23 protein-coding genes are annotated in these 25,632 nt (G+C 59.3%); 13 read left to right on the top strand and 10 right to left on the bottom strand.

The genetic code is table 11. From position 1 onward, the window contains the following. Nucleotides 1-41 precede the first annotated feature (41 nt). Nucleotides 42-1,448 carry a Trk system potassium transporter TrkA gene (trkA, locus tag G494_RS0103350; protein ID WP_028583397.1) on the bottom strand — a complete coding sequence of 469 codons (1,407 nt, stop codon included), beginning with the start codon at nucleotides 1,446-1,448 and terminating at the stop codon, nucleotides 42-44. Between the two features lie 90 nt (nucleotides 1,449-1,538). Further along, the gene (locus G494_RS21695) at nucleotides 1,539-2,366 is read right to left on the bottom strand and encodes a class I SAM-dependent methyltransferase (protein WP_051305337.1); all 828 of its coding nucleotides are present in this window, start codon (nucleotides 2,364-2,366) and stop codon (nucleotides 1,539-1,541) included. Nucleotides 2,367-2,606: 240 nt separating this feature from the next. Here G494_RS21695 and rpmH point away from each other — a divergent pair, with 240 nt between their 5' ends. From rpmH to mnmE, 6 genes are all read left to right on the top strand, one after another. Further along, nucleotides 2,607-2,744 (top strand): 50S ribosomal protein L34, encoded by a 138-nt coding sequence (gene rpmH, locus G494_RS25995; protein WP_084456340.1) that lies wholly within the window; start codon nucleotides 2,607-2,609, stop codon nucleotides 2,742-2,744. Nucleotides 2,745-2,750: 6 nt separating this feature from the next. Next, nucleotides 2,751-3,116 (top strand): ribonuclease P protein component, encoded by a 366-nt coding sequence (gene rnpA, locus G494_RS0103340; protein ID WP_028583396.1) that lies wholly within the window; start codon nucleotides 2,751-2,753, stop codon nucleotides 3,114-3,116. Nucleotides 3,117-3,180: 64 nt separating this feature from the next. Beyond that, nucleotides 3,181-3,393 carry a membrane protein insertion efficiency factor YidD gene (yidD, locus tag G494_RS0103335; protein WP_028583395.1) on the top strand — a complete coding sequence of 71 codons (213 nt, stop codon included), beginning with the start codon at nucleotides 3,181-3,183 and terminating at the stop codon, nucleotides 3,391-3,393. A 62-nt stretch (nucleotides 3,394-3,455) separates the two neighbouring features. Then, the gene (yidC, locus tag G494_RS0103330) at nucleotides 3,456-5,099 is read left to right on the top strand and encodes a membrane protein insertase YidC (protein ID WP_028583394.1); all 1,644 of its coding nucleotides are present in this window, start codon (nucleotides 3,456-3,458) and stop codon (nucleotides 5,097-5,099) included. Nucleotides 5,100-5,122: 23 nt separating this feature from the next. Then, a complete protein-coding gene (locus G494_RS21690) occupies nucleotides 5,123-6,079 on the top strand; it encodes a Jag family protein (protein ID WP_051305336.1) in 957 nt (318 codons plus the stop codon). A gap of 5 nt (nucleotides 6,080-6,084) precedes the next feature. Beyond that, nucleotides 6,085-7,473, top strand: coding sequence for a tRNA uridine-5-carboxymethylaminomethyl(34) synthesis GTPase MnmE (mnmE, locus tag G494_RS0103320; protein ID WP_028583393.1), 1,389 nt, complete (start codon nucleotides 6,085-6,087; stop codon nucleotides 7,471-7,473). A gap of 33 nt (nucleotides 7,474-7,506) precedes the next feature. Here the strand turns inward: mnmE and G494_RS25990 are convergent, their stop codons facing one another. The 5 genes from G494_RS25990 to cmoA form a co-directional block, all read right to left on the bottom strand. Beyond that, complete coding sequence (locus G494_RS25990) at nucleotides 7,507-8,007, bottom strand: bactofilin family protein (RefSeq protein ID WP_084456336.1); 501 nt, start codon at nucleotides 8,005-8,007, stop codon at nucleotides 7,507-7,509. Between the two features lie 28 nt (nucleotides 8,008-8,035). Beyond that, complete coding sequence (locus G494_RS25050) at nucleotides 8,036-8,983, bottom strand: M23 family metallopeptidase (RefSeq protein ID WP_051305335.1); 948 nt, start codon at nucleotides 8,981-8,983, stop codon at nucleotides 8,036-8,038. A gap of 361 nt (nucleotides 8,984-9,344) precedes the next feature. Continuing rightward, the gene (locus G494_RS0103305; RefSeq protein ID WP_028583392.1) at nucleotides 9,345-9,893 is read right to left on the bottom strand and encodes a hypothetical protein; all 549 of its coding nucleotides are present in this window, start codon (nucleotides 9,891-9,893) and stop codon (nucleotides 9,345-9,347) included. A 76-nt stretch (nucleotides 9,894-9,969) separates the two neighbouring features. Then, on the bottom strand, nucleotides 9,970-10,923 hold the full coding sequence (gene cmoB / locus G494_RS0103300; protein ID WP_028583391.1) for a tRNA 5-methoxyuridine(34)/uridine 5-oxyacetic acid(34) synthase CmoB: 954 nt from the start codon (nucleotides 10,921-10,923) through the stop codon (nucleotides 9,970-9,972). Between the two features lie 4 nt (nucleotides 10,924-10,927). Further along, nucleotides 10,928-11,650 (bottom strand): carboxy-S-adenosyl-L-methionine synthase CmoA, encoded by a 723-nt coding sequence (gene cmoA / locus G494_RS0103295; protein WP_028583390.1) that lies wholly within the window; start codon nucleotides 11,648-11,650, stop codon nucleotides 10,928-10,930. A gap of 817 nt (nucleotides 11,651-12,467) precedes the next feature. Here cmoA and G494_RS0103290 point away from each other — a divergent pair. Next, nucleotides 12,468-12,860: a hypothetical protein gene (locus G494_RS0103290; RefSeq protein WP_028583389.1), complete on the top strand. Its 393-nt coding sequence runs from the start codon at nucleotides 12,468-12,470 to the stop codon at nucleotides 12,858-12,860. Between the two features lie 174 nt (nucleotides 12,861-13,034). Here the strand turns inward: G494_RS0103290 and G494_RS0103285 are convergent, their stop codons facing one another. Further along, the gene (locus G494_RS0103285; protein WP_028583388.1) at nucleotides 13,035-14,483 is read right to left on the bottom strand and encodes a sensor domain-containing diguanylate cyclase; all 1,449 of its coding nucleotides are present in this window, start codon (nucleotides 14,481-14,483) and stop codon (nucleotides 13,035-13,037) included. A 17-nt stretch (nucleotides 14,484-14,500) separates the two neighbouring features. Next, nucleotides 14,501-15,532, bottom strand: coding sequence for a UDP-glucose 4-epimerase GalE (gene galE / locus G494_RS0103280; protein WP_028583387.1), 1,032 nt, complete (start codon nucleotides 15,530-15,532; stop codon nucleotides 14,501-14,503). Nucleotides 15,533-15,800: 268 nt separating this feature from the next. Between galE and G494_RS0103275 the strand changes: the two genes are divergently transcribed. The 4 genes from G494_RS0103275 (at nucleotide 15,801) to G494_RS0103260 (ending at nucleotide 18,688) form a co-directional block, all read left to right on the top strand. After that, the gene (locus G494_RS0103275; protein WP_028583386.1) at nucleotides 15,801-15,986 is read left to right on the top strand and encodes a tautomerase family protein; all 186 of its coding nucleotides are present in this window, start codon (nucleotides 15,801-15,803) and stop codon (nucleotides 15,984-15,986) included. Nucleotides 15,987-15,991: 5 nt separating this feature from the next. Continuing rightward, nucleotides 15,992-17,998 carry an NAD-dependent DNA ligase LigA gene (gene ligA / locus G494_RS0103270; protein ID WP_028583385.1) on the top strand — a complete coding sequence of 669 codons (2,007 nt, stop codon included), beginning with the start codon at nucleotides 15,992-15,994 and terminating at the stop codon, nucleotides 17,996-17,998. A gap of 16 nt (nucleotides 17,999-18,014) precedes the next feature. Continuing rightward, on the top strand, nucleotides 18,015-18,290 hold the full coding sequence (locus tag G494_RS0103265; RefSeq protein WP_028583384.1) for an acylphosphatase: 276 nt from the start codon (nucleotides 18,015-18,017) through the stop codon (nucleotides 18,288-18,290). Nucleotides 18,291-18,433: 143 nt separating this feature from the next. Further along, nucleotides 18,434-18,688 carry a hypothetical protein gene (locus G494_RS0103260; protein ID WP_028583383.1) on the top strand — a complete coding sequence of 85 codons (255 nt, stop codon included), beginning with the start codon at nucleotides 18,434-18,436 and terminating at the stop codon, nucleotides 18,686-18,688. 94 nt (nucleotides 18,689-18,782) lie between these two features. Here G494_RS0103260 and G494_RS0103255 read toward each other — a convergent pair whose 3' ends face one another. After that, nucleotides 18,783-19,103, bottom strand: coding sequence for a TusE/DsrC/DsvC family sulfur relay protein (locus tag G494_RS0103255; RefSeq protein ID WP_028583382.1), 321 nt, complete (start codon nucleotides 19,101-19,103; stop codon nucleotides 18,783-18,785). A 251-nt stretch (nucleotides 19,104-19,354) separates the two neighbouring features. Here G494_RS0103255 and G494_RS0103250 point away from each other — a divergent pair, with 251 nt between their 5' ends. Together G494_RS0103250 and G494_RS0103245 are read left to right on the top strand one after the other, a co-directional pair. After that, nucleotides 19,355-21,229 (top strand): SurA N-terminal domain-containing protein, encoded by a 1,875-nt coding sequence (locus tag G494_RS0103250; RefSeq protein ID WP_028583381.1) that lies wholly within the window; start codon nucleotides 19,355-19,357, stop codon nucleotides 21,227-21,229. A 156-nt stretch (nucleotides 21,230-21,385) separates the two neighbouring features. Further along, a complete protein-coding gene (locus G494_RS0103245) occupies nucleotides 21,386-25,546 on the top strand; it encodes a DEAD/DEAH box helicase (protein ID WP_028583380.1) in 4,161 nt (1,386 codons plus the stop codon). Nucleotides 25,547-25,632: the final 86 nt, after the last annotated feature.

Here is a 25,632-nt window from a genome sequence, read left to right as displayed (position 1 = left end):
CCCTCCCCGACTCCCCAGCCCTGCTCCGGAGGATCTGGGGTTCAGGCGGAAAACAGCCTGCGGACCTCCTTGAGGTAGGAGGAGTTGCTGATCACGATGGCCCGGTCGCCGCCATGGATGTGGGTATCGCCCACTGCGGTCTTCCACTCCCCGTCCCTGAAGACACTGCCCACGATGATGTGACCGGCCAGGGCCTTGGTCAGTTTGGCCAGGGGCTTACGGGTGATGGGGGCGCCCGGGGCGGCGATCAGGTCGATCACCTCGGCGTCAAAGCCGTGCATGTGGGAGATGGAGAGCAACTCGCTGCCCCGGATAAAGGTGAGGATCTCGTTGCCGGCCAAAAGCTTCTTGTTGAGGACGATGTCCAGGCCGCTGGTGGAGGCCAGCACCAGGTACTCCTCCTTGGTCACCAGGCAGATGGTCTTCCGCTGCACCCCCTGGGCGTCACCGTCATGGACGGCCATCAGGTGTTTGGCCAGGATGCAGCTCATGATGTTGGTCTCGTTCTCCCCGGTGGAGGCGATGAAGGTGTCGATATCCTTGAGGCCGGATTCCTCCAGGACTTCCTTGTCGGAACCGTCACCGTGGAGGACCTCGCTGTCCTTGAGCAGGAAGGAGAGCTCCTCGGCCCGTTGGGCATTCTTTTCCAGGAGAGTGACCTTGAAGTTTCTGCCCAGCAACTCGGCGATCCGGGCCCCGGCCAGGCCGCCGCCCAGGATCATCACCCGGTGCCGCCGCTGCTGTTTGACGCCGGTGAGCTCCATCAGCTTGGGCAGGTCTGCCTTGTCCGCCATGATCAGGACCTGGTCCTGGGGCAGGATCTCCTGCTCTCCGGAGGGGATGATGGTGGTGATGCCCCGGGAAATGGCCACCACCCGAAAGGGGAAGGCATGGTAGGTGCGGGAGATATCGATGAGGTTCTTGTGGGCAAAGGGCGAGCTGCCGGTGATCCGGGTGGCCATGACCTGCATCTGGCCCAGGGCGATGTCGATGATTTCGTCGCCGGCGGTTCGCTTGATCATTCGGACGATCTCCTGGGCCGCCAGCTCCTCGGGGTGGATGAAGAGGTCGATTTTCAGGTCTTCGCCCTGGAGCATCGAGTCGTCATGGCCGAAATCCTGGGAGCGTACCCTGGCGATCTTGGTGGGGATCCCGAAGCGGTCAGCGATCATGGAGGAGAGCATGTTGATGGCATCGTTGTCGGTCACCGCGATCAGGTAGTCCATGCTCTTTGCATGGGCCTCTTTCCAGCAGTCCAGGGACATGGCATTGCCCTGGACCAGGCGGGCATCCAGGGTGCCGTCGGCGTAACGGATCAGCTCAGCGTTGGGCTCGATCACGGTGATGGCGTAGCCCTCGTGAAGGAGTCGCTTGGCCAGGTAGGAGCCGATCCCGCCCAGGCCCAGGATCAGGATATTTTCATGGGCAATCTTTTTCTTTCCAAACATGATACGGTCTCTGTGTGTTCTTGCAGGCTCAGCTTGAGGGTGCAGGCCGAGGCTTGAATCCTCGTGTCCTGGAGGATGCTCGATCCCTGGTCAGCGCTCGTGCGGATTCCAGCTGATAAAGGCCCAGGTCGGGACCTGGGCACGGTGGAGGGTGATTGTACCATCCTGGTCCCGGCTGGCAATGCTTCGGAGGTATTTTTTCAAGAGGCCCTCTTCCCGGTGATCCAGCTGGGGGAACATCCAGGCGTAGCCGGCAAGCGCCTCTGCAAGGGAGCCGTAGCAGAGGGGTTCATCCAGGCGGATGAACTCCACCCGGGCCAGGTAGCCCAGCTGGTAGAGCAGGTTGAGGGTGTAGATATAGTCGGGCTTGCTCTGCAGGGGGCGGCCGATGGCCTGGAAGGCCGCAGGGTCGGCGGGGCCGTGACGGACGGTGTCGGTGACCACCACCCTGTCGCTGGCATGGGCAGAGAGCCGGCTGATGGCTCCCTTGAGGTCTGCCACCCCAAGGGAGCGGGAGGCCAGGGCCACCCGATGGCGGGGCAGCTGCTCTTTGGACCAGTCTTCGCTCCAGGAGATCCTGCAGGTCCGGATGTTGTCGAGCCCTTCCTCCTGGCAGCGCTCCCGGACGATGGCGAGCATCTCTGCGGAAAAATCAAGGCAGGTGATGCTGCTCACCAGGCGGGCCAGGGGCAGGGCCAGGGTGCCCGGGCCTGAGCCCACATCAAGGATTGTCCAGTGGGGCTGGGGGCGGAGCAGGGCAATGAATTTTCGGGCATAGAGGGAGCCGGAGTTGCGTTTGGCAAAGGATCTGGCCCGCTGGTCCCAACTGCTTGGATCTCTTCTCCTGCTGCCGCTGGAGGGGAAGGCCTCCCTGCGAAGTTGGTTCCAGTCGATGGCGGGATATTTTAATTGCGGCATACTTTTTCCATGTCGCTCTGAAATGGTTTGACAGATAGTATGTGCTGTGATTAAAATACGCAGTTTCGTGAAGCCACTGCAGCCGCTCTGCCCCGTCTTTCTTTTTTTTGGGGCGTTCTTCGGCTGCCAGCGGCATGCAGGCCACCACTCAGGTCAGGTCAACAAACTGTTACCTGGAGTAGACTCACGAACTCAGGTCTGCTCCTATTAAACATATTCTACCATGAAAGGAAACGAGTTATGAGTAAAAGAACTTTTCAGCCCAGCAACACCAAACGCCACCGCACCCACGGCTTTCGTGCCCGGATGAAAACCCATGCCGGTAGAGCCGTTATCAATCGAAGAAGAGCCAGGGGGCGTAAGCAGCTGGCAGTGTAGGCAGAGATGAAGCCCAATGGACTCCCTAGAAACTGTCGGTTGCGAAAAACCAGGGAGTTCAACCGGGTATACCGATCCGGTCGCCGCCTGCGCGGTGACGCTTTTGCTGTCATTTACCTGAGCAACGGGCTGCAACAGCAGCGGTTAGGTATCAGTGTGCAACGGAAAGTGGGGAACGCTGTCCGACGAAACCGCATCAAGCGCCTTGTCCGTGAGGTGTTTCGGAACAATCGTGATCTGTTCCCGTCGAACACGGATGTCGTTATAACCATTCGTCCCGGATTCGCGGTGGACAGCGCTGCTGAATTTTCTCGGCTGATGGCCGCTGCGGCGGCTCCACAGGGCGTATCCGCCCCGGTCCGTGGTGAATAAGGTGGCTCTGTTCCAGCGGGCACTGCCGACAGCCTTCAGGCGGCTGCTGCCCCGTCTGCATCGACTGCCGGGGCAGGCGCTTATCCTGCTCTTTAAAGGCTACCAGCTGGTGGTGTCTCCACTCTTCCCCCCCTCCTGCCGCTTTATTCCCACCTGTTCTCAGTATGCAATTGATGCCGTCCAAAAATATGGCCTTATTCGCGGGGGCGGCATGACCCTCTGGCGACTGTTACGCTGTCATCCTTTCTCCCGGGGCGGCTACGATCCCGTGAAATAAAACCATGACCCGTGTTGCCTGCCGGGAATACGTGGTGCTCTCCTTACGAGGTATAAAAAAAAATGGATTTATTTAGAGCCTTTCTGGCTATTGTTCTCTCGTTTCTGATCCTTGTCGGATATCAGTATTTTTTTATGAAGCCCGCTGCCGAGCAGCCGGCCGCTCCCTCTACGGTACAGGCACCTGTCACGAGCGCGGAACAGGGACCGCTTCCCCAGGTTCAGGCCGCTCCCCCGGCCGCCCTGGTGCCCAGCGTGGCGGTTGATCCTGAGGCGCGTCAGATCACCATCGAAACCCCGCTCTATACTGCAGTGATCAATGAGCAGGGCGGCGGCTTTAAGAGTTTTGTCCTCAAGAAGTATCGCCAGGACCTGGACGAGGCCTCCGGACCCATGGAGTTGGTCCGTTCCCAGCAGGCCTCGAGCCTGCCGGTCCTCTTCAGCCTGGACAACGGTGCAACTCAGACCCTTCCCCTGTTCAAGGCTTCCCGGGAGCGGCTCTCCCTGGCCCAAGGAGAACAGCAGGCCCAACTGGAGATGGAGGCCGCCCTGGCCGATGGGACTGTTATTGTCCGTACCCTGACCTTCCATGCTGACACCTACCTGATCGATGACAGCTATCAGGTGCGCAACAGCGGCACCATCCCTGTGCAGATCTCGCCGGCACTGACCCTGGTCAATGAGCCCTTTTCCCACGCCAGTGCCACCAGTCGCTTTCTCTTTTCAGGGCCTGCAGCCTATCTGAATCAGGAGTTGGTGGAAACCAAACCCAAGAAGCTCAGCGACGGGCCCATCGTCCTCCAGGGCCAGGTGAGCTGGACCGGCTTTGTGGATAACTACTTCATGACCGCCGTCATCCCCCGTAGCGATCAGGCCACCCTGGTGACCCTCCAGGGCGGAGAAGAGCGGGTTCGCAGCGTGCTCTCCGCAGGGATCACCAGCCTCGCGCCCCAGGCGGAAAAGAGCTATGCCTATGCCCTCTACTTCGGCCCCAAGAAGCTGAAGATCCTGCAGGCCACCGGCAATGCGCTGGATAAGGCCGTTAACTTCGGCTGGTTTGATGTCCTGGCCAAACCCATGCTCTGGCTGTTGAACTTCTTCTACGACTTTACCAAAAACTACGGGATTGCCATCATCCTGGTAACGGTCTTGATCAAGGCCGTGTTCTGGCCCATCACCCAGCGGGGGATGAAGTCCATGAAGAATATGCAGAAGCTGCAGCCCAAGGTGGCCAAGCTGCGGGAGAAGTTCAAGGATGATCCGGCCAAGATGAATCAGGAGATGATGGCCATGTACAAGACGTACAAGGTCAACCCCCTGGGAGGTTGTCTGCCCATGGTGATTCAGATCCCCTTCTTCTTCGCCCTCTACCGGGTCTTGATGGCGGCCATCGAGCTGCGCCATGCCCCGTTCATGCTCTGGATCAATGACCTCTCGGCCCCGGATCGACTCTGGTTGGGTTTTGATATCCCCTATCTCCACGGTCTGCCGGTCCTGACCCTGTTCATGGGGGCCTCCATGTACCTCCAGCAAAAGATGACTCCGACCACGGCCGATCCCACCCAGGCCAGGATCATGCAGTTTCTGCCCATTGTCTTCACCTTCATGTTTATTAACTTTGCCTCTGGGCTGGTGCTCTACTGGTTTGTGAATAATCTCCTCTCCATCCTCCAGCAGCAACTCATTAATCGCCAGAGTAAGGCCTGATCAAGGGCCTAAGGATGAGTCCCATGACGAAAGAAAAGGATTTTTTTGGTAAAGATATCACAGATGTGATCGAACAGGCCTGCAAGGCCTTCGGTGCAAGCCAGGACGAGTTGGATATCGACATCCTGGAAACCGGCTCTGCCGGGATCTTCGGCCTCTGCCGCAAACAGGCGCATATCCGGGTGCAGCGTAAGGCTGCTCCGGCCCAGCCTGAAGAGCAGCCGGGTCAGGACGCGCCTCCGGAAAGGGAGGCTGCCGCTGCCCAGCCTGAAGAGGCCAGCGTAACCCCTGCCGAGGAGCAGGAGCAGGAACCGGCTGCTCCTCAGGTTGCAGCGGCTGCAGCGGCTGCAACCGCTGCCGTCCCGGCTGCCCCTGGAGAGGCAGAGCTCGGCAGGGAGGAGAGCCCCAGAGAGACCCTGAAAGAGGAGGGCAGCAAGGAGGGGCGCGACAACGGCGACAGACTCGCCGAGCCCGCCCCTGCGGAGCCGCCCTCGGCCGAGGCCCTGGAGATGATCAAGTCCACCAGTGAAGAACTGCTCGCCTTGATGGGCTTTCCGGCAGAGGTGACGGTGACTTCCAAGGGCAACACCGTGAGCTGTGACATCAGCAGTGAGCACGAAGAGGGGATCATCGGAGCCGAAGGCCGTACCCTGGACAGCCTCCAGTATCTGCTGCGCAAGATGGTGCTCCAGAATCTGCCCGATCGTTTCCTGCTCTCCCTCAATGCCGGGGACTTCAGGGAACGGAGGGCCGAGGAGTTGAAGCAGCGGGCCCAGGATCTGGCTGCCCAGGTCAAGGAGGACGGTAAAACCCAGGCCATCCCGGCCCTGAACCCCTCGGAACGAAGAATCGTCCACATGGTGCTCCAGGAAGACAAGGGGGTGCGGAGCCGCTCCGTGGGAGAAGGGCTCTTTAAGAAGGTCCTGATCTATAAACCTGGCAAAGGCCGTCGTTCAGGCGCCAAGAAGAAGAGAAACTAGCAGCCATGGCCGCTCTGCAGAAAACCGATACCATTGCCGCCATTGCCACTCCCCCGGGGACAGGCGGCATCGGTATCATCCGTATCTCCGGTGACGGTTCCCTGGCGATTTTAAAGCGCCTTTTCAGGCCGCATCATCCCCAGGCGGCCTTTGAGAGTCATAAACTCAGCTATGGCACCCTCTGTAACCAGGAGGGAGAGGTCGTCGACGAGATCCTGGCCGTCTACATGAAGGGACCGGCCACTTACACCCGCGAAGATGTGGTGGAGTTCCACTGTCACGGTTCCCCCTTGCTGCTCCGGCGCGTACTCCAACTGGTCTTTGCCTCAGGGGCCCGTCCTGCTGATCCGGGCGAGTTTACCAAACGGGCCTTTCTGGCCGGTCGCTTGGATCTCACCCAGGCAGAGGCGGTGATCGAGTTGCTCCAGGCCGAAACCGATCGGGGGATCAGCCTGGCCGTGCATCAACTCCAGGGACAGCTGAGTCAGGAGCTGGAGGCGGTACGCCGGGAACTCATCGCTATCCTGGCGGTGCTGGAAGTGGCCATCGATTTTCCCGATGACGAGGTGGAACTCCTGGACGTCAATCAGATCAGCACTCAGTTGGCCCAGAATATTCTTGCCCCGCTGGAGGCGCTGATTCGTTTGGCCTCAGGCGGGAAGATTATCCGTGAAGGCATCAGCGTGGTGATTGCCGGCCGCCCCAATGTGGGCAAATCGAGCCTGCTCAACACCCTGCTCCAGGAAGATCGGGCCCTGGTGACCCCGGTGGCCGGAACCACCAGGGATACCATCGAAGAGCTGATCTCCATCCGGGGAATCCCGGTCCACCTGGTCGATACCGCAGGTATTCGGGCCCACAGTGATCTGGTGGAAGAGTTGGGCATGGAACGGGCCCGCAGGAAGATGAAGGCTGCAGATCTGGTCCTCTTTCTGGTGGATGGTTCGGTGGAACTCACCGACAGGGACGAGGAACTCTATGCCTTCATCGCCGAGAGGGAGCACCTGGTGGTGATCAATAAGGAGGACAGGGCCGATCCGGAGCAACTGGCACAGATCCGCCAACACTTCGGCCCCAGGCAGGTTCTGGCCATCTCCGCCCAGGAGAACAGGGGCGTGGATGAGCTCAAGGAGGCCGTCTATCAGGCGGTCTGTGGGGAGCAGGGGGTGCAGGAGGTAGGGCGCTGTGCCCCCAATCTCCGCCATCTGGTCGCCCTGGAGAAGACGGCCGTGGCCTGCAGGGGACTGGAGGCCGCCCTGGACAGCGGCGCCTCCTGTGATCTGCTGGCCGTGGAGGCCCAGGCCGCCCTGGACTATCTGGGCGACATCATCGGCCTGACCACGCCCGATGATGTGCTTGAGGCCATCTTTGCCGAGTTCTGCATCGGCAAGTAGGCCGATTCCTGGCCGCGAAGAGGGGAGGCCGGATTACTTCTTTTTAGCGGTGGAAGGCTTGGCCTGGGCAGGATGATCCTGCTGCGCCGAGGTCGCTGTCCCGTTCTTGGCTGCCGCCAGGGCGTCCCCTGGGGCTGCTGTCTGCTTGTCGGCGGCGCTGATCTCGCCGCTGATCAGGGCGCCTGGCTCAACGGTCAAACTGGCTGCCACCAGTTTTCCCTGGATCGCTGCCGTGGAGTGGACCGTGACCGTGGCAGCGTTGATATTCCCCTTGACCCGACCATGACAGATCAGGGTATCTGTCTGGATATCCCCCTCTATCTTTGCGCTTTCGCTGAGGATAAGATACTCCCCCTTCAGGTTCCCCTCCAGAGTGCCGTCGATTCTGGCCTTGCCTTTGAAGGCCAGCTCTCCGCTAATCTTCATTTCCTGGGAAATAATGGACGAGATTGCTCCGTTGCGGCTGCCAGTTTTTTGAGGGCTGGGGGCGGCGTTTTTGCTGGACGCGCTGTCCTTGCTGCTGAAAAGGGCCATGATCTTTGTTGTCAGAGGGTTGAGGTTGTTATTGGGTTACGGTTTTTTTCAAGCCAGCCATCTTGATGTAGTTGAAGGGGTCGATGGGTTTGCCGTTGAGGTGGATCTCGTAGTGGAGGTGGGAGCCGGTGCTCCGTCCGGTGTTGCCCACCCTGCCGATAACCTGGCCGCGCCGGATCTGCTCGCCCCGTTTGACCAAGCGTTTATTGAGGTGGGCAAAGAGGGTCTCGTAGCCCTTGCCATGCCTGATGACGATCAGGTTGCCCCAGCCCTTGGCGTAGGTCGATCGCTTGACCGTGCCGTCGGCGGTGGCGATGATCTTGTCCCCGGTTCTTCCGCGGAAATCCAGGCCCTGGTGAAAGGCCTTCTTCTTGTTCAAGGGGTCCTTGCGGCGGCCGAATCGTGAGCTGATTCTGGTGGGCAGCGGTCTGCCAAAGGGGGTGGCTTCCAGGACCTTGAGGTAGTGATCAACCCGGGCCAGCAGCTTTTCGGACCCATCGCCTTCGCTGCTGGGGATAAACGGGCCGCCGCTATGGCCGGAATCTTCCTCCACCTTGATCTTCACCCCGATGGTGTTCATCATGGATTCGATGATCTTGGTCCGTTGATCCAGGCGGCTGACACTCTGCTCGATCTTCTCCTGCTGCTCTCCCTTGAGGGCGGCTATCTCCTTCTGGTACCGGCTGAGCAGGGCCTCTTTTTCCTGGAGCACGCTTGCCAGCTCCTGCTGACTGACGATCCCTGCCGATTTCAACCCCAGGGTGGTTTGCAGTTCATGGTTCAAACCGGAGATCTTCTCCTCCAGGTTCTGATTGGCTGAGATCAGGCCGAAAGCGGCCACTGCTCCCACCGCAAAGACCAGGAGGGCGATGCCGCCGCAGAGGAGTGTTCTGCGGATGGTGAGCCGTTCGATCACATAGGAACGCGCTGAGCCGGTTTCTCCGGTGATGAGGATGTGGACTTGTGTGTTGGCCATGGGGTGATCGTTGTCCGGGTTATCCCGGGCGGCTGGCGGGCGAGGCCTCTCTTGCCGCCGGAGGTGTGAAACAGGCTGTTTTGACTCGGTTCCGCCCCTGCCTGGCTTGCAGCATCTGCTGACAGGGGGCGCCTGGGTCCAGGTTGTGGGGGGCAGGGAGCCATGCACAACAGCTGGGCTAAGGTGTCTCTCGTATACCCGGAGCCGAGGGGTTTTGCAAGATAAAGGCGCCTGGAACGGCTTTTTTTGAGGAGGGAGAGAGGCGGCAGGGCCTTTCTGCCCGGGGCATTATACCCCGGGATCAGCCGGGCTAACGGGCAGAAAAGCACAGCGCAATGGTTGGCGGCCTGGTCTGACGGTCTCAGCTCTCGTAACTGTCGGCAAAGAGCTTGGCTATGGCGGCGTGGCCGTCGTCGCTGAGGTATCTGGTCCCGGAGCCGACAAAGGTGTTATAGCAGATGGTGGGGCTATCTTCCTGCCAGGCGCCATCCTGCCAGCTGAACCAGCTCTTTCGGCCCTGGTCATAGACGTGGAGGGGGCGGTTGAAGAGTTTGGCCAGTTCAACGGCCCAGCCGGTGCCGCCCTTGACAGATTCATCTTCAAGAATGGTACCGATAACAAAGACCTGGTGCCCCTTGTTGACCATGTGAAAGATGATCTGCAGGACCCGTCTGATCTTTTCGGTCTCATAGTAGGTCCGGTTCATCATCCTGGAGGCAATCTCCATGCTGATGTCCCCACGCTGGAGGTCGGCTTCGGTGAGGACGACCGCGTTGCGTTCCCGATTAAGGCGGTGACCGTCAAAGGTAAAGATGGTCTCGTTGATACCGTACTTTTCGGCATGTTCGCCAAATGCGGTCTCAGCTCCTTTGAGGCCGCCATGGTACAATGTGCATTCATTTGCGATCATGTAATCACCTTGATGTCTGTCATTCTGGGATGTGACAATTCCCTGGGCATCAACTGGTGGCAGGGGAATTATCTTATTATTTCTGTGCCTTGAAAAATACCCGGTGCGGTGCAGGATACCCCTCTATAGTAAACTCAGGGTTGTGCTTGTCAATAAAATCTTCATAGGATTCAAAAGTCATCCACTCGGTCCGGCGTTGCTCCAGGCTGCTCATGGGATGTTGACAAAACAGGCTGATCTCCCGGAAGCCGACTCGCTTGAGCCAGTTGGCCAGGCAGGAGGCGGTGGGTACAAACCAGGTCCCGGGAACCTTGGCATAGGTGCGTTCCGGAAACAGGGCCATGGATTCTGCCCCGGGAATCGCCTGGGACTCGATCAAGACGCTTCCCCCCGGGACCAGGGCCTGATGCATATCCTGGAGGGAGATGATGGGAGAGTGGCGGTGATAGAGGATCCCCAGGCAGAAGAGGATGTCAAAGCTGTTGGCAAAGAGGGGCAGGTGTTCGATCCCCAGGAGCTCGACTCCCAGGTTGGCCTGGCCGGCAAAGGTGTTGAGGGTCTGAAAGGTGAAGTAGTGGTGGACATAGGGTTCAAAGCCCAGGACAAAGCGGGGCTCTGCCGCGGCCATCCGAAACATGTAGTAGCCGTTGTTGCAGCCGATGTCGGCGATGACCTTGTCCTTGAGCTCGGGCAGGTGCGGAGCCAGCCGGTTCCACTTTCGTTCGCTGCGCCACTCTGCGTCTATCTCGATGCCGAACACGGAAAAGGGACCCTTGCGCCAGGGCATCAGGTTTTCCAGGCAGCCCTTCAGCTGACGATATTCCCTGTTGCTGAGCTGCTCCCGCTGGCCGATGGTGACCACATCCTGATTGAAGTCGCAGCACTCTGCGCGGAGATGGTCAAGGGCGGTCAGGGGAGCGCGGTAGCGCTGGAATCCTTTTTTGGGCTGGCTGATCCACTGGCATTTCTCCTCCAGCAGGGCGTTGAGTCCGGCCAGGTCAGCCCGGGGAAAGAGGGTGGTGTAATCCATAGGGTTATTTCAGGGCAATGAAGGAGGTAAAGTTGAACCATTTGAAAAAAATCTCGATCTCTTCGAAACCGGCCCGCCGCAGCAGCTGCAGATTTTCTTCCACTGAAAAGGGGATCAGGACGTTTTCCAGGGCCTCTCGCTTGGCGGCAATTTCCAACTCCGAATAGCCCTGCCGCTTCTTGAACTGGTGGTAGAGGGCGATAAAATCGCGGTTCAGACGCTGGGCATGGGAGAGGGTTTTCTCGCTGATCAGGAGCAGCCCGCCCGGGGGAAGGGCCTGGTAGATGCGGTCGAGGAAGGGCTGACGGGTGATGGGCCGGAGGAACTGGAGGGTGTAGTTGCAGATCACGGCACCGGCATGATCCAGGGGACAGCTGGTGATATCATCCCGGTAAAACGTAAGCAGCTCCTCCTTGGAAAAGAGTTCGCTCTTGCGGCGGGCCTTGTCGATCATGGGTTGGGCATTGTCTATGCCCACGTAGCGCAGCTCCCTGTCCTGGAGTTGGCGACTGAGTTCCAGCAGGGTAGAACCGGTGGAGCAACCGAGGTCATAGATGGTCGTACCCTGCTCCAGCCGTTGCCTCAGGAGGGCGGCAAGCCCCTGGATCACGGTCTGATAGTAGGGGATGGAGCGGTTGACCATGTCGTCAAAGACATCGGCGACCCGTTCGTTGAAGGTGAAGTCTTCCTGGATGGTGCCGGAAGAAAAAAGTCTGTCCTGTTCCATGGGGTGTGTCGAGGGGCTCTGCCGGGGCTGTGGGGGCTACAGTAAGGGGTTTGGAATGTGAGGCCACTTTGAACCATCACGTTTTTCAAGGTACCCTTGAGCTGGAGACAAATCAAGGACGCTGCATCTGTTCCTTACCACAGCGGAGGGTAAGATGGATATTAAAAAAAGCAAACCTGGTTTTCCGGCTGCTTCCTGCCCTTGGCAAGCCTCATCGACTCGGGGCCATGGCCGGGGTGAGCAACAGCTCTGCAACAGAGGGGAACTGTCCTGGGGCCCTTTTTGGAATGATCACAGCCAAGGGCTACACCGGTTCCATGACCAGGGGGCTAGGGGGCCAGGCGGTGGAGCACCGCTCTTTGCCGACCAGGCCGCTCGTCTCCAGTTGCCGGCCTGGGAACTCTGGCCGTCTCTTCTCGCCGGAAGGGTCCAGTGTCACTTTTAAGCGACACTGGTGCGGGGGCTGGCTCTTCCCTTCCTCTGGGCTAAGACCTTGAATAGAGGCGCTTACAGGGCGTGCTGGTGTTGCTTTTTAGAGACGGCTCCGGCCGGAGCTGGGGCCATGGGTTGAGCTGTCCGGGGAGGGTGGAGGCTTGAGCCCCGTCTTCAGGGGGGGCGTGGAGGTGTAAATATTCTGTGAATACAGGGGGGTGTCAGGGGAGTGTTTGTTTTTCTCAAGGTTTGGCACGATCTCTGCTGTAGAGGGCGCAGTGACACGGGAGGCCGTACCTTGCCAAGGCCCTCGGCTCCCCTGGTCAGTAGCTATGGTATCCTGTCGGAGCAGGGTGTTTCCTTGAAATTCAGAATGGAGAAAAAGATGAAACGTGTAATGGTTGTTCTCGCAGTTGTCAGTCTCGCCCTTTTTGCAGGTCAGGCTGTGGCCACCGATGCCGCCGATGCCCCAGATAAGGCTGCAATCAGCAAGCATGTCGATGAGATTGTGCTTGCCATCGACGGCGGTAAGGATGCAGCCGCTTTTGCTGCCGATGCCTACACTCCCTATGCCTTTATCATGGAGCAGGGTGGGCTGCTCATCGTTCATCCTTCTCTGGCCGGCCAGGATCTGAAGACCAAGGCCATGCCCATCTATGAGGCACTTCAGGCTGCCACCGCTGACGGTGTCTGGATTAACTATCAGTGGAAGGGCAAGGAAAAGCATACCTATGCCAAGAAGACCAAGACCGACCTGATCGTTGCCAGCGGCTACTAGCAGCCCGTCCCTGCGCCGGCTGCCTGCAGCCAGGCGCATTTCCCCCCTCTCTCCCCCTCTTGCAGGGGGATGCCGGCTTGAGTGCGGTTCGGCACCCTCCCCGACCTCGAAAGGGGAGGGTGCTGCCGTGATCGATTCCAGCCGCTCCAGCCTCGGCTTGCTGGTTGATCCGTTTCAGCCAGCCAGCACCACCCGATTCCTGCCCTCATCTTTGGCCTGATACAGGGCCTGATCCGCCCTCTTGAGAAAGGCCTCCTGCTCTTCCCCTGGTGCGAGCTCCGCCACCCCCAGGCTGACCCGGACCGTGATGGGCTTGCCCTCAAAGTAGATGGTGGTCTCCTCCACCGCCTTCCTGATCTGTTCGCCGATCTCCTGACCATGACCAAGAGAACACTCTTTGAGGAGCAGTAAAAATTCCTCTCCCCCCCAGCGGCTGAAGCTGTCTGCCTCGCGGATACGCTCTTTCACCGTGGCTGCAACGCTTACCAGGGCAGCGTCACCGGCGGCATGGCCGTAGCGGTCATTGATCTGTTTGAACCGGTCCAGGTCAAGGAGAATCACGGTCAGGGGCTTGGCACTCCTCCTTGCTTCCCGGATGGACTGGGCAAAGAGGATCTCTCCGGCGTTGCGGTTGCTGAGTTGGGTCAGGGTATCGGTGCTGGCCAGGGTCTCCAGGGTCTGCTGGTAGGAGCTGACCGTGGAGTAGATTGCCAGCAGAATAAGGGTGCCGATGCTCAGGCTGATGAGCAGGTTTTTGCCAAGAGTCAGCCGGTTGTGGTGGATCTTGTCGGCAATGGACTGCTCGACAAAGAGGTGCCAGCCCAACTCCGGGATGAACCGGCTGTTGAGGAGCACGGTCTGCTGGTTTCGCTGGTAGGAGACGGACCTTGAAGCGGGGTCCTGGCGGCTGAGGTCCAGGCCGCGCAGGCCGGGCACCTCCGCCAGACGGGCGAAGGGCGGAGGTTTGCTGCTGCTGGCCAGGGCGACCTGGCCTGCACTGTCGACAAAGTAGATCTGGCGGTTATAGCGGTGGGCATACTCTTCCAGCAGGGTCTTGACACTGGTCACCGTGAGGCCGCAGCCCGTGGCCCCCAGATAGCGCCCCTGCTCGTCCTCGACCCTGTAGTTGATGAAGATGGTCAGGGCATCACTGTTGGCCAGGTCGACATCCAGATTGATCTCATAGGGGGTGTTCAGCTCACGTACCCTGAAGTACCAGTTGTCGCGCGGCTCGTCCCGGTCCACGGTTTTGAGCACCCCCTTTGATTGATAGTAGGTATGGCTGGCCTCTGAAACCAGGAAGCAGGTGACCGTACCATACTTCGCCTGGATGGCGGCCAGGTATCTGGTGATGGCTGCAGGGTCCTGTTCGCCGTCCCGGATCCAGTCCCTGAGAAAGGTGTCTGTGGCCATCATCGAGGAGATGAAGACCAGGCGGATGAGATCTTTTTGGATCTCAGAGTAGATGTTGTCGCCGGTGAGGGGCAGGACGTCTTCGCTGAGGTCGCGCCGGACCGCGTGGGTGGTGGTGGTGTAACTGACCAGGCTGGTGGTCATGAAGCCAAGGATGAGGAGCAGGCCAATGAGGATGGTGATCCGTTTCTTATCGGTGATGTGGGTCACGGCTATGCCTAAGGGATCTAGTCCTGTTCGTCGGAGGCAGGGTAGCCTTGGGGATTATCACTCTGCCAGCGCCAGGTATCGGCACACATCTGCTGGATATCACGCTTGGCCTGCCAGCCAAGCTCGCTCAGGGCCAGGCCCGGATCGGCGTAGCACTGGGCAATGTCACCGGAGCGGCGGGGGGCGATCCGGTAGTTGACCGCACGTCCGGAGGCCTGTTCAAAGGCGCGGACCAACTCCAGCACCGAATAGCCCTGGCCGGTTCCCAGGTTATAGGTGACCACCCCAGGGTGTTGTTTGAGTTTTTCCAGGGCCAGGAGGTGGCCCTGGGCCAGGTCAACCACATGGATGAAGTCCCGGACCCCGGTGCCGTCCGCGGTGGGATAATCATCGCCAAAGACACTGAGTTGCTCCAGTTTACCGCCGGCGACCTGGGCGATGTAGGGCATCAGGTTGTTGGGGATGCCGTTGGGGTCTTCGCCGATACGGCCCGACTCGTGTGCGCCCACGGGGTTAAAGTACCGCAGCAGGGCGACATTCCAGCTGTTGTCGGCCGTATGGAGGTCCCTGAGGATCTCTTCACTCATCAACTTGGTCCGGCCGTAGGGGTTGGTGCAGGAGAGCGGGAAGTGTTCCCTGATGGGCACCGATGCCGGGTCTCCGTAGACCGTGGCCGAAGAGCTGAAGACGATATTTTTGACCTGGTGTTCGGCCATGACCTGGCAGAGGTTCAGGGTGGCGCTGATGTTGTTGTGGTAGTAGCGCAGGGGCTGTTCAACGGATTCAGCCACCGCCTTGAGTCCGGCAAAATGGATCACCGCGTCAACCGGCGTGACCTGGGAAAAGACCTCGCCCAGTCCTGCCTGGTCCAGGAGATCGACCTGGAAAAAGCGCAGCTGCCTGGCGGTGAGTTCTTCAACCCGGCTCAGCGAGACCCGGCTGGCATTGGAGAGGTTGTCGATCACGGTGACCTGATGGCCGTTTTCCAAGAGTTCAACGCAGGTGTGGCTGCCGATATAGCCAGCCCCTCCGGTAACGATAATATGCATGGGGTCCTCCCAGCCAAGGTGAAATGGGGGGACAACGATCTGGGCGCGCTGTCCTCCCTGTACAGAGCAGCCAGGGAGAAGTCGCCCCTGTGCTGATCCCGTTCAGCAGGCAGTGACGACTCCTCTCGGCTTCGACCCTGCGCAGTGCTTGTTTGTCTACGCTGCTTACCATAACCTGATCGACGAAAAAGTAAATTTCTGATATGTAAGAGGCGGTGAGGAGTCTATGGAATTTTTTTATTCAATTTGAACAGGAGTACAGCCAACCATGCCATACGTTAACATCAGAGTAGCAGGAAGCCTGACCAAGGAGCAGAAGCAGGGGATCGCCAAGGGCGTTACCGAGGTTATCTCCGACATCGCCAATAAGCCCAAGGAGGCGATCCTGATCTTCATCGATGAGGAGAGTCGGGAAAATATCGCCAAGGCCGGTGTCCTGCTTGAGGATATGTAAGCCAGATGTCCCGCCAGGTAGAACAACGTATTCAAGAGTTGCGTCGTCAACTCCATGATCATGGGCATCGCTACTATGTTCTCGATGCCCCTCTGCTCTCTGATGGTGAATATGACCTCCTCTTCCAGGAACTGGTGGAGCTGGAGGCCGGTCATCCGGAGCTGATCAGCGAGGACTCTCCAACCCACAGGGTGGGCGGGGCTCCGCTGGCAGGTTTTGAGACCGTGGAGCACCTGGTGCCCATGCTCAGCCTGGATAATGTCTTTTCCGCTGAAGGCATGGGGGAGTTTGAAGACAAGGTTCGTCGTTACCTCCGACTCGAGGGCGAAATCAGCTATGTGACTGAACCCAAGCTGGATGGCCTGGCCGTGGAGCTGGTCTACCAACAGGGGCGCCTGGTGACGGGCTCAACCCGAGGGGACGGCATCGTGGGAGAGGATATTACCCTCCAGCTGAAGACCGTGGCCTCCATTCCGCTCAGGCTGCAGTCCGGTCCGGAGCCGGCCTGGCCGGAGCAGTTGATTGTCCGCGGCGAGGTCTTTTTACCCAAACAGGGATTCAAGGAGCTCAACGAGCAGCGCCTGGAAGAGGGCTTGCCCCTCTTTGCCAACCCCCGCAACGCCGCTGCCGGCTCGCTGCGTCAGCTTGACTCGCGGGTCACTGCGGCCAGGCCCCTGGATTTCTTTGTCTACAGCATGAGCGTCAGCGAGCCCCTGGGCTGCGGCGGTCAGCTGGAGTTGCTGGAGTCGCTGGCCAGGCTCGGCTTTCCGGTTAATCCGCTGGTCCGGGGATGTGCCGGGCTGGAGCAGGTGGTGGCCCAGTATGAGCGGTTGGAGCAGCTTCGCCACGGTCTGGACTATGAGATCGACGGCATGGTCATCAAGGTGGACCGGCTCGAACTGCAGCAACGGCTCGGGGCAACCGCCCGGGCTCCGCGTTGGGCCGTTGCCTGGAAGTTTCCGGCCATCCAGGCCACCACCACCATCGAACAGGTCGAGTTCCAGGTCGGGCGGACCGGGGTGGTCACTCCGGTTGCCTGGCTGGAGCCTGTGCTGGTGGACGGGGCCCAGGTTCGGCGGGCGACCCTGCACAATCAGGATGAAATCGGGCGCAAGGATCTCCGAATCCATGATACGGTCCTGATTCAGCGGGCCGGTGATGTGATCCCGGAGGTGGTCAAGGTGGTGGTCGAGAAACGGAACGGCAGGGAAGAGGCCATCGTCTTTCCCGAGCGTTGTCCGGCCTGTGAGACCCCTCTGGAGCAGCTGGAAGGGGAGGTGGCCATCCGTTGCCTGAACGTGTTCTGTCCGGCCCAGAAGCTCCAGCGATTGATCTACTTTGCCGGCAAAAACGGCCTGGATATCGATGGCCTGGGGAAGAAGAGCGTGGAACAGCTGGTTGGTGTTGGCCTGGTCGAGGAGATCGCTGATTTCTTTTATCTGGAGGCTAAACAGCTGGCCGGGCTGGAGGGTTGGGGAGAAAAATCGGCCCAGGCCCTCCTGGAGGCCCTGGAACGGGCGCGCCAACCCAGGCTGGATATTTTTATCCGCGCCCTGGGGATTCGCCATGTGGGTGAGGTGACCGCCAGCCTGCTGGCTGCACGTTTTGCCGATCTCTCCGCCCTGCTGGCGGCTGATCAGCAGCAGCTGTTGGACATAGAAGGGATCGGGTTCCGGGCTGCCGCCTCCCTGGAGCAGTTTCTCCACTCCCCGGAGTTTGCCCGTAGCCTGAGCCGGCTGGAGGCGGCCGGAGTGGCGATCCAGGCCGTGCGTCAGCAGCAACAAGCCTTGAGCGGCAGGGTCTTTCTCTTTACCGGCAGGTTGGAGCAGCTCTCCCGTAACGAGGCCAAGGAACTGGTCAAGGCCCAGGGGGGGCAGGTGGTTTCCGGATTAAGCAAGAGGGTGACCGATCTGGTTGCCGGAGACAAGGCCGGCAGTAAGAGGGAAAAGGCAGCAGCCCAGGGGATCGCCATCCTCTCGGAGGAGGGGTTCCTGGAGCTGTTCCAAAGCTGAAAACAGGAGGGCTGGGATGGGGCGTACACGGCTGATGGTCGAGGTTTGGGGCCGGGTTCAGGGCGTCTGGTTTCGGGAAAGCTGTCGCCAGGAGGCTCTGCAGCTGGGGGTGAGCGGCTGGGTCCGTAACTGCCCGGATGGGAGGGTGGAGGCCCTGCTTGAGGGGGATGAGCAGCAGTTGGCCGGGATGGTGAACTGGTTGCACCGGGGGCCGCCGCTGGCACGGGTGGACCGGGTGGTGACTCGTCAGCTCCCAGGGCCTGGCAGAGAGCCAACCTTTTTTATCAAATGAATCCCTCCCCTCTCTTTTGGGGAGCGGGGGCGAAGGCGCGCTTTCGGTCGCTGGGGTTGCTGGGGCGGCCGTGGTAATCCAGCCGAGGGGGCTGCGCTAAAGCTTAATTATCTTCTCCAATCCAAGGAGTGCATGCATTTATAATGAAAAATACAGTACAGATACCTGCAGGGGAACCGGCAGGGCGAGTGGTCTGCAGCAGCTGCGGCAATAAAACAGACTTTGTTGAGATCGCGGAGAATGTTCTGGTGACGACCCGCTATGTGCAGAATGTGGACGGCTCATTCACTCCAGAGGAGAATGACACCGAGGTCTACGGAGAGGTGAAATTTATCTGCGGCCAATGCGGTGAGGACCTGACCCGTTATCATGCCCATTTCCTGGAGATGTCCTTTTAGGCCGCTGCTGAGGGCGGGGAGGGCAGTGGGTATAAAAAAAGGGAAGGTTGCAGGCAACCTTCCCTAAAACTACACGCTGATATAGTCGGCTATATCAGACACAACCGGTGGGCTTGGGCAGACCTGCCATCTTACAGGCGCCTTTACCTGGTCCTGAGGGGAACAGTTCGTAGATCCGCTTCAGGGGAAAACCAGTGGTCTTGGAAAGGATCCGAACCATGGGAGCGATGCCGTTCTTCTTGTAGTATTCCTGAAGAGCATCGATGACTTTCTGGTGTTCGTCGGTGATTTCCGCAATACCCTCAACGCCTTTTACGTAATCAACCCAGTTTTCATCCCAATCGTCGGCACCTTTCAACAGGAAGCCGTCTTCATCTACCTCGTAACTTGTACCATTGTGATCGATTGTTGCCATGTGTTCCTCCTTGGCCTAGTATTAATATGAGTACGTACTTCAGTCCTGTTTAGAAAAAAATCACCAGATTCTTACTATAGGGGTATGGGTTTGTCAAGCATACACCCTATTTTTTTGAATGACGGATCAATCAGAGTCCGGGAAGGAAAAGGAATGCATTTTTCCCTGGTAAGTTGTAGGAAAATTGAACATAATGGGGCTTTTCCCGGTGGGATTATTTTTGTCGGTATCGTTGAAGGAGCGGTTGTATCATGTTGAATATTTTGCGAAAGCGGTCACAGTCTATCGTTATTCAGGCCATGGTCGTGTTGATTGCGGTGGTTTTTATATTTTGGGGAGTGGGCAGCAACCTCAATGATAACAGAAACGCGGCAGCAGTGGTGAATGATGAGGAAATTTCTTTTCAGGAGTTCCAGCAGAGTTATGATCGCTCGGTGGAGACCTATCGCCAGCAGTTCGGTGGTCAGGTGCCGGCCGGCTTCCTGGAGGGGCTGGGCCTGAAGAGCCAGGTTCTTAATCAACTGATCCAGGCTGAGCTGCTTCGCCAGGGGGCAGCGGCCAGCGGGGTGGTCATCAGTGCCGAAGAGACTCGGCGGATGATCCAGGAGATGCAGGTCTTTCAGGAGAACGGCAGCTTTGATCTGGACCAGTACAAGGCGATCCTTAGCCAGAACCGTCTGACCCCGACCTCTTTTGAAGATGGGTTGAAGAGTGATCTGGTCACCACCAGGATGATAGAGCAGATCAATGCCTTTGCCGAGGTGCCGCCCCAGGAACTGCAGGCCTGGGTCGAGTTTGCCGATGCTGAACGTAAGCTGGCCTATGTGGCTTTTCAGGGTGCAGACTTCCTTGATCAGGTTGAGGTGGCCGATGAGGCCCTGGCAGCCTGGTATGAACAGCATGGCTCCCAGTATGTCACCCCTCCCCGGGTCAAGATGCAGTATCTCTCCTTTCCCTTTGCCGAGGATCTGGAGCAGGTTGCCCTGACCGAGGAAGATCTTGCTCACTATTACCAGGATAATCTGGCGGCCTTTAGCCAGCCGGAACAGCGGCGGGCCCGTCATATCCTCTTTAAGGTCGGCAAAGACGCCACCACGGCAGAAAAAGAGGCGGTCAAAAAGAGGGCCGAGCAGGTTGAAGAAGAGCTCCGCCAGGGCAAGGACTTTGCCACCCTGGCCGGCCAATACTCTGAGGGGCCGACCCGGTCCAAGGGCGGGGATCTCGGTTTCTTCGGCCGGGGACAGATGGTACCGAGCTTTGATCAGGCGGTCTTTGCCCTGGAGCCGGGGGCGATCTCTGCGCCGGTGGAAACACCCTTTGGTTATCACCTGATCATGGTGGAGGAGGTCAAGCCGGCCGTGATCAGGTCCCTGGCGGAAGTGGAGGCAGAGGTCAGGCAGGACCTCCGTCAACAGCGGGTCCGGGGGATCACCTTCCAAAAGGCCTCTGCCGCCTATGAGGAGATCATCCGGGCCGGCAGTCTGGATAAGTACGTAGCCGCCGGCGGCAGCCATGTCCTTGAGACGGATTTTTTCTCCCGCAACCAACCGCCCAAAAATCTTGAGCAGGCCATGGCCCTGCTTGAGGCGGTTTTTGGTCTGCGGGCAGGGGAGCTGAGTTCCCTGGTGGAGACCGGGCAGGGCTATGCCATCGCCTTTGTCACCGATCGCCAGGAGCCGCAGGTACCGCCCCTGGCTGATATCCGTGCCCAGGTTGTGTCCGATTATAGCGCCGAACAGGCCGCTGATCTGGCCCGGGAGGCGGCCGAGCAGTTACTGGCCAAGGCCAGGGAAGAGGGCGGCCTGCCTGCCGGGTCAGCGATCAAAGAGTCGGACTATCTCAAACGTGACGCGGTGCAGGCCGATATCCCCAGGGAGCTAGTCCAGGCGCTCTTTGCTCTCAGCAACAGTCAGGTCGTGGCTGAAGAGGTGATTGCCGCCAATGACAGCTTTTACGTCTTTGCCCTGGTCGATGGCCGGCAGAACAGTCCAGGGATGAGCGCGGAGCAGCAGCAGGGCCTGGCCAAACAGCTCCTGCTCAACCAGCAGAATCGGCTGCTCTCTGCCTGGATAGGGGTCCTGCGCAGCGATGCCAAGATCTGGATCAATGAGCAGTTGCTGCAGTAGCTTGCGGCAGCCTGCTTCGGCCGCAGCCTGCGGCCATCTGTTGTAGCGTTGAACCCCGGCCATCCTGTGCCGGGGTTTTTTGCTTTTCCGCTGGTCCCGTCTTCCACGTGGTCAGCGCCCTGACCATCCCTTGAACTTTTATCTACTACGGAATTCATGTCTGCTGTTAAAGAGGAAAAGAGCACCCTTCACGTCCTGGATAATCTCCCATTTCTGGAACAGCTGCTGCTGCAGTTGGTTTCCATTATCTATGAGCCGGTTTCCAAGGCCTTTCTCTGTAAATGTGTTGCCAGGGTTGAGCTCTCGTTTCCCGGGGGCAAGCGACCGGTTAAGGATGAGGTCGACCTGGCCATCAAACGGCTGCGGGCAGAGGGGTACCTGAATGGTAAGAACCAGTGTGAACCGGTGCTGGCGGAGTATCTGACCCGTCAGAGCGTTGAGGAAAATCTCTTTGGGGTCTATGCCGCCCTGGTGGAGCGGGAGGCTCCGGTCTCCTATCTTTACGGCAAGCGGGTGACCCGCTGCTGGCGCGCCCTGCGTCAGTTTCGGATCGGGGTCTATCTGCAGGATTTTGAGCGGATCGATCAGGCTCTGGCCTTTCTCGATGAGGAGTGCAGTGGGGTCCTGGATTGTGATCCCCCGGCGGTGACCGTCACGGCCCGGGCCTTTGATCAGGAGTGGTTGAGCAGCCTGCCCAGCTCGCTCCAGTTTTACCTGCTTGAGCAGGTGGTTCGCTATTCCCTGGAAAACCTCCAGCACTTTCCCGATGTCCTGGCCTACCTGGAAAATGAGGTCGCCCTCTCGGTTTCGAGTATTGAACTGGTGCCCTTTCATCGGCTCCTGGCCAACTATTATCTGCTCCAAGGTCGTTTCAGCGATCTGCGTGAGCTGTTGGCTCGTCACGCTGATTCCTTTCAGGGTTCAGGCTTTGCCGGCAGCGTCGCCTTTCTCTGTGGTGATCTCGACGAGGCCCTGGAACTCTTTGCAGAAGACCAGCAACGCTTGCAGGAGTATGCCGGAGACAATCCCATCTTCTTCTACGGCATAACCGGGCTGTTCTGCATCTTTGCCCTCCTGGCCCGTAATCAGGAGGGGGACCGGCAGCAGATCCGTCAGGCGGTCAATACGGTGCTGCTTCGCTGCCAGGGCTGTCCTGAAGAGGTTCCCTTCCGCTTCCTGGATGCCGTGGTCCGGGCACCTGACGGCAAGTTGCCGGATATGATGGCCCTGACCGAGCGGCTGGAGGCCGAGGAACGCAGCCTGACCACCCTGGTGGCGGTGCTGGCCCTTCACTGGATCGGGGTGGAGATTCCTCCTGAATTTCAAGCCGCCCTGACCGCCCTCTATGATCAGGCCCAGAACCACTCCTTTTCCTGGCTGGCCATGGAAACAGCCGAGCTTTTGGCCACCCTGGGCAACGATCAGGCCAACAAGAAGGCCGTGGCCGATGAGCTCGCAAACCAGCTCCAGTGTCGGTTCCTTACCCATATCATAGCCCCGGAAGATGCCTGGAAGCAGAGTCTCCAGGAGCTTATTCGGGTGACCCGCAAGGTGGGAGCGGCCGAGAGCAATGTCCGCTTGGCCTGGTTTGTGGCGTATGGGGAACAGCAGTTGAGCATCCTGCCCAAGGAGCAGAAGAAAACCGCCAGCGGCGGCTGGACCAAGGGGCGATCCGTGGCCTTGAACCGTCTGCTCCAGACCAAGGACTTTGACTACCTCACCAGCCAGGATCGGCAGATCTGCGGCACCATCCGGCAGGTCGGTGAGGTCACCGGCAAAAACGGAGGCTGTGATTTTGACTATGAGGCCGCCCTGCCGCTTCTGGTGGGGCATCCCCATGTCTTTCAGGAGAAGTCCCCCCATGCCCCGGTGGAGATCGTGGCCGGAGAGCCCGAACTGGTGGTGGAGCAGAAGGACGAAAATCTCTTTATTCATTTTGCCCAGGATATCGGCGACGGTAAGCTGGCGGTCTGGCCCGAGACCCCGACCCGTTACCGGGTGATTGAGATCAATGAGAAGCACCGTAAGGTCGCCGAGATTACCGGCAAGAACGGCCTCTATGTACCGATCGCCGCCAGCCGTCAGGTGCTGGATGCCATCGGCAACATTGCCTCCTTCATGACGGTGCATTCTTCCATAGAGGTCCTGGGCGAGGGGGAACAGGCGGAATTTGTCGAGAGTGACTCCACCGTTCACATCCATATTATCCCCTATGGCAGCGGCTTTCGGCTGGAGATGTTTGTCCGCCCCTTCCACCAGGGCGGACCCTACCTCAAACCCGGGGTAGGGGTCTCCAACCTGATGAGCGAGATCCAGGGCAAGCGACTGCAGACCCGGCGCAACCTGATGCTGGAGGAACAGCGGGCCCGGGAGGTGGAGGAGAGCTGTCCGATCCTGGACCTGGCCATCGATCTTGAGCAGGAAGATAAACGGGAGTGGCACCTCTTTGATCCGGAAGAGTGCCTTCAGGCCCTGCTGGAGCTGGAAGAGATTCGGGAGAAGATTGTCCTGGAGTGGCCGGAAGGGGAGAAGATTTCGGTCCGTCGCCAGATAGGGGTCAATCAACTCAACCTGAATATCCGGACCAGCCAGCAGGATTGGTTCGCCCTCTCCGGTCAGTTGGAGCTGGATCAGGATCAGGTCATCGAGTTGAAGACCCTGCTGGACAAGGTCAGTGAGGCCAAGAGCCGTTTCATCCCCATGGGTGACGGCCAGTTCATCGCCCTTACCCAGGAGTTCCGCAATCGGCTGGAAGAGTTGATTCTCTTCGGCAATCCCAAGGGCGGCGAAAGCGAGGAGCTGACCATCCATCCCCTGGCTGCCATTGCCTTGGACGAGTTTACCCAGCAGGCCAATACCACCGCTGATCAGGGCTGGCAGCGCCAGCTCCAGGCTGTGGCTGATGCCCAGAAGTTTGTGCCCCAGGTGCCCTCAACCCTGAAGGCCGAGCTGCGCGACTATCAGCAGGACGGCTTTGTCTGGATGAGTCGCCTGGCCAACCTGGGGGTTGGCGCCTGCCTGGCCGATGACATGGGCTTGGGCAAGACCCTCCAGGCCATTGCCGTGATCCTCAGCCTGGCCGATCGGGGGCCCACCCTGGTGGTCGCGCCCACCTCGGTCTGCATGAACTGGGAAACCGAGGTGAACCGTTTTGCCCCCACCCTCAAGATGCACCTGCTCTCCGGCCAGAACCGGGAGGATATCATCGAAGGGCTGGGCAAGTTTGATATGCTGATCACCAGTTATACCCTCCTGCAGCAGGAGATCGAGCTCCTGGAGCAGGTGCCCTGGCAGTCGGTGGTCCTGGATGAGGCCCAGGCCATCAAGAACGCGGCCACCAAGCGCTCCCGGGCGGCGATGAAGCTCAAGGCCCGTTTCAAGTTGATCACCACCGGTACCCCCATCGAGAATCATCTGGGTGAGCTCTGGAACCTGTTCAGCTTCATCAACACCGGCCTCTTGGGGAGCTATAAGCAGTTCAATCGCCGTTTCGGCATACCCATCGAGAAGTACCATGACCGGGATGCCCGCCGTTCGCTGAAGAAGTTGATCCGTCCCTTCATGCTCCGCAGGATCAAGTCCCAGGTCCTGGATGAACTGCCGCCCCGTACCGAGATCACTCTGCGGGTGGAGATGCAGCCCGAGGAGATGCAGTTTTACGAGGCGCTTCGCCAGCAGGCCATTGAGAACATCGAGGGCAGTGCCGAGAAGAACGGCCGTCACCTCCGGATCCTGGCCGAGATCATGCGCTTGCGCAGGGCCTGCTGTAACCCCAAGCTGATCGATGCCAATACCAAGATCGCCTCCACCAAGCTCAAGGTCTTCCAGGAGGTGGTGGAGGAACTGCTGGGGGGCCGCCATAAGGCCCTGGTCTTCAGTCAGTTCACCGGCCACCTGGCCCTGATTCGTGCCTTTCTCGATGAGGAGAAGATCGCCTACAAGTATCTGGACGGCACCACCCCTGCCAAGGAGCGTCAGCGCCAGGTGGAGAGCTTCCAGAAGGGCGATGGGGATCTCTTCCTGATCAGTCTCAAGGCCGGCGGTCTGGGCTTGAACCTGACCGCAGCCGACTATGTGATCCACATGGACCCCTGGTGGAATCCGGCGGTGGAGGATCAGGCCGCGGACCGGGCCCATCGTATCGGCCAGAAGCGACCGGTCACGGTCTATCGCCTGGTCACGGCCGAGACCATCGAGGAGAAGATCGTCCGCCTGCATCAGGAAAAACGGGACCTGGCCAACTCCCTTTTGGAGGGTTCTGATGTCAGCGCCAGGATCAGTGCCGAAGAGTTACTGGAGCTTATCCGTACCTCTTAGGGGGGGGGAGATGCAAGGGGGGTGAGATGCTCTTTAAGCGCAGACCATGCAGGCGGATCTGCGCTTAAAGCGTCTCCTCCTGAGCC

It is taken from the genome of Desulfogranum mediterraneum DSM 13871, assembly GCF_000429965.1.
Taxonomy (GTDB): domain Bacteria; phylum Desulfobacterota; class Desulfobulbia; order Desulfobulbales; family Desulfobulbaceae; genus Desulfogranum; species Desulfogranum mediterraneum.
The sequence above is the reverse complement of the archived record's forward strand: the minus strand, read 5'-3'. Positions and strand labels throughout refer to the sequence as shown.

What these genes read in the sequence shown, in the direction of transcription:
- trkA (WP_028583397.1), bottom strand. Translation starts at nt 1,448, where the DNA reads ATGTTTGGAAAGAAAAAGATTGCCCATGAAAATATCCTGATCCTGGGC.
- G494_RS21695 (WP_051305337.1), bottom strand. Translation starts at nt 2,366, where the DNA reads ATGCCGCAATTAAAATATCCCGCCATCGACTGGAACCAACTTCGCAGG.
- rpmH (WP_084456340.1), top strand. Translation starts at nt 2,607, where the DNA reads ATGAGTAAAAGAACTTTTCAGCCCAGCAACACCAAACGCCACCGCACC.
- rnpA (WP_028583396.1), top strand. Translation starts at nt 2,751, where the DNA reads ATGAAGCCCAATGGACTCCCTAGAAACTGTCGGTTGCGAAAAACCAGG.
- yidC (WP_028583394.1), top strand. Translation starts at nt 3,456, where the DNA reads ATGGATTTATTTAGAGCCTTTCTGGCTATTGTTCTCTCGTTTCTGATC.
- G494_RS21690 (WP_051305336.1), top strand. Translation starts at nt 5,123, where the DNA reads ATGACGAAAGAAAAGGATTTTTTTGGTAAAGATATCACAGATGTGATC.
- mnmE (WP_028583393.1), top strand. Translation starts at nt 6,085, where the DNA reads ATGGCCGCTCTGCAGAAAACCGATACCATTGCCGCCATTGCCACTCCC.
- G494_RS25990 (WP_084456336.1), bottom strand. Translation starts at nt 8,007, where the DNA reads ATGGCCCTTTTCAGCAGCAAGGACAGCGCGTCCAGCAAAAACGCCGCC.
- G494_RS25050 (WP_051305335.1), bottom strand. Translation starts at nt 8,983, where the DNA reads ATGGCCAACACACAAGTCCACATCCTCATCACCGGAGAAACCGGCTCA.
- G494_RS0103305 (WP_028583392.1), bottom strand. Translation starts at nt 9,893, where the DNA reads ATGATCGCAAATGAATGCACATTGTACCATGGCGGCCTCAAAGGAGCT.
- cmoB (WP_028583391.1), bottom strand. Translation starts at nt 10,923, where the DNA reads ATGGATTACACCACCCTCTTTCCCCGGGCTGACCTGGCCGGACTCAAC.
- cmoA (WP_028583390.1), bottom strand. Translation starts at nt 11,650, where the DNA reads ATGGAACAGGACAGACTTTTTTCTTCCGGCACCATCCAGGAAGACTTC.
- G494_RS0103290 (WP_028583389.1), top strand. Translation starts at nt 12,468, where the DNA reads ATGAAACGTGTAATGGTTGTTCTCGCAGTTGTCAGTCTCGCCCTTTTT.
- galE (WP_028583387.1), bottom strand. Translation starts at nt 15,532, where the DNA reads ATGCATATTATCGTTACCGGAGGGGCTGGCTATATCGGCAGCCACACC.
- G494_RS0103275 (WP_028583386.1), top strand. Translation starts at nt 15,801, where the DNA reads ATGCCATACGTTAACATCAGAGTAGCAGGAAGCCTGACCAAGGAGCAG.
- ligA (WP_028583385.1), top strand. Translation starts at nt 15,992, where the DNA reads ATGTCCCGCCAGGTAGAACAACGTATTCAAGAGTTGCGTCGTCAACTC.
- G494_RS0103265 (WP_028583384.1), top strand. Translation starts at nt 18,015, where the DNA reads ATGGGGCGTACACGGCTGATGGTCGAGGTTTGGGGCCGGGTTCAGGGC.
- G494_RS0103260 (WP_028583383.1), top strand. Translation starts at nt 18,434, where the DNA reads ATGAAAAATACAGTACAGATACCTGCAGGGGAACCGGCAGGGCGAGTG.
- G494_RS0103255 (WP_028583382.1), bottom strand. Translation starts at nt 19,103, where the DNA reads ATGGCAACAATCGATCACAATGGTACAAGTTACGAGGTAGATGAAGAC.
- G494_RS0103250 (WP_028583381.1), top strand. Translation starts at nt 19,355, where the DNA reads ATGTTGAATATTTTGCGAAAGCGGTCACAGTCTATCGTTATTCAGGCC.
- G494_RS0103245 (WP_028583380.1), top strand. Translation starts at nt 21,386, where the DNA reads ATGTCTGCTGTTAAAGAGGAAAAGAGCACCCTTCACGTCCTGGATAAT.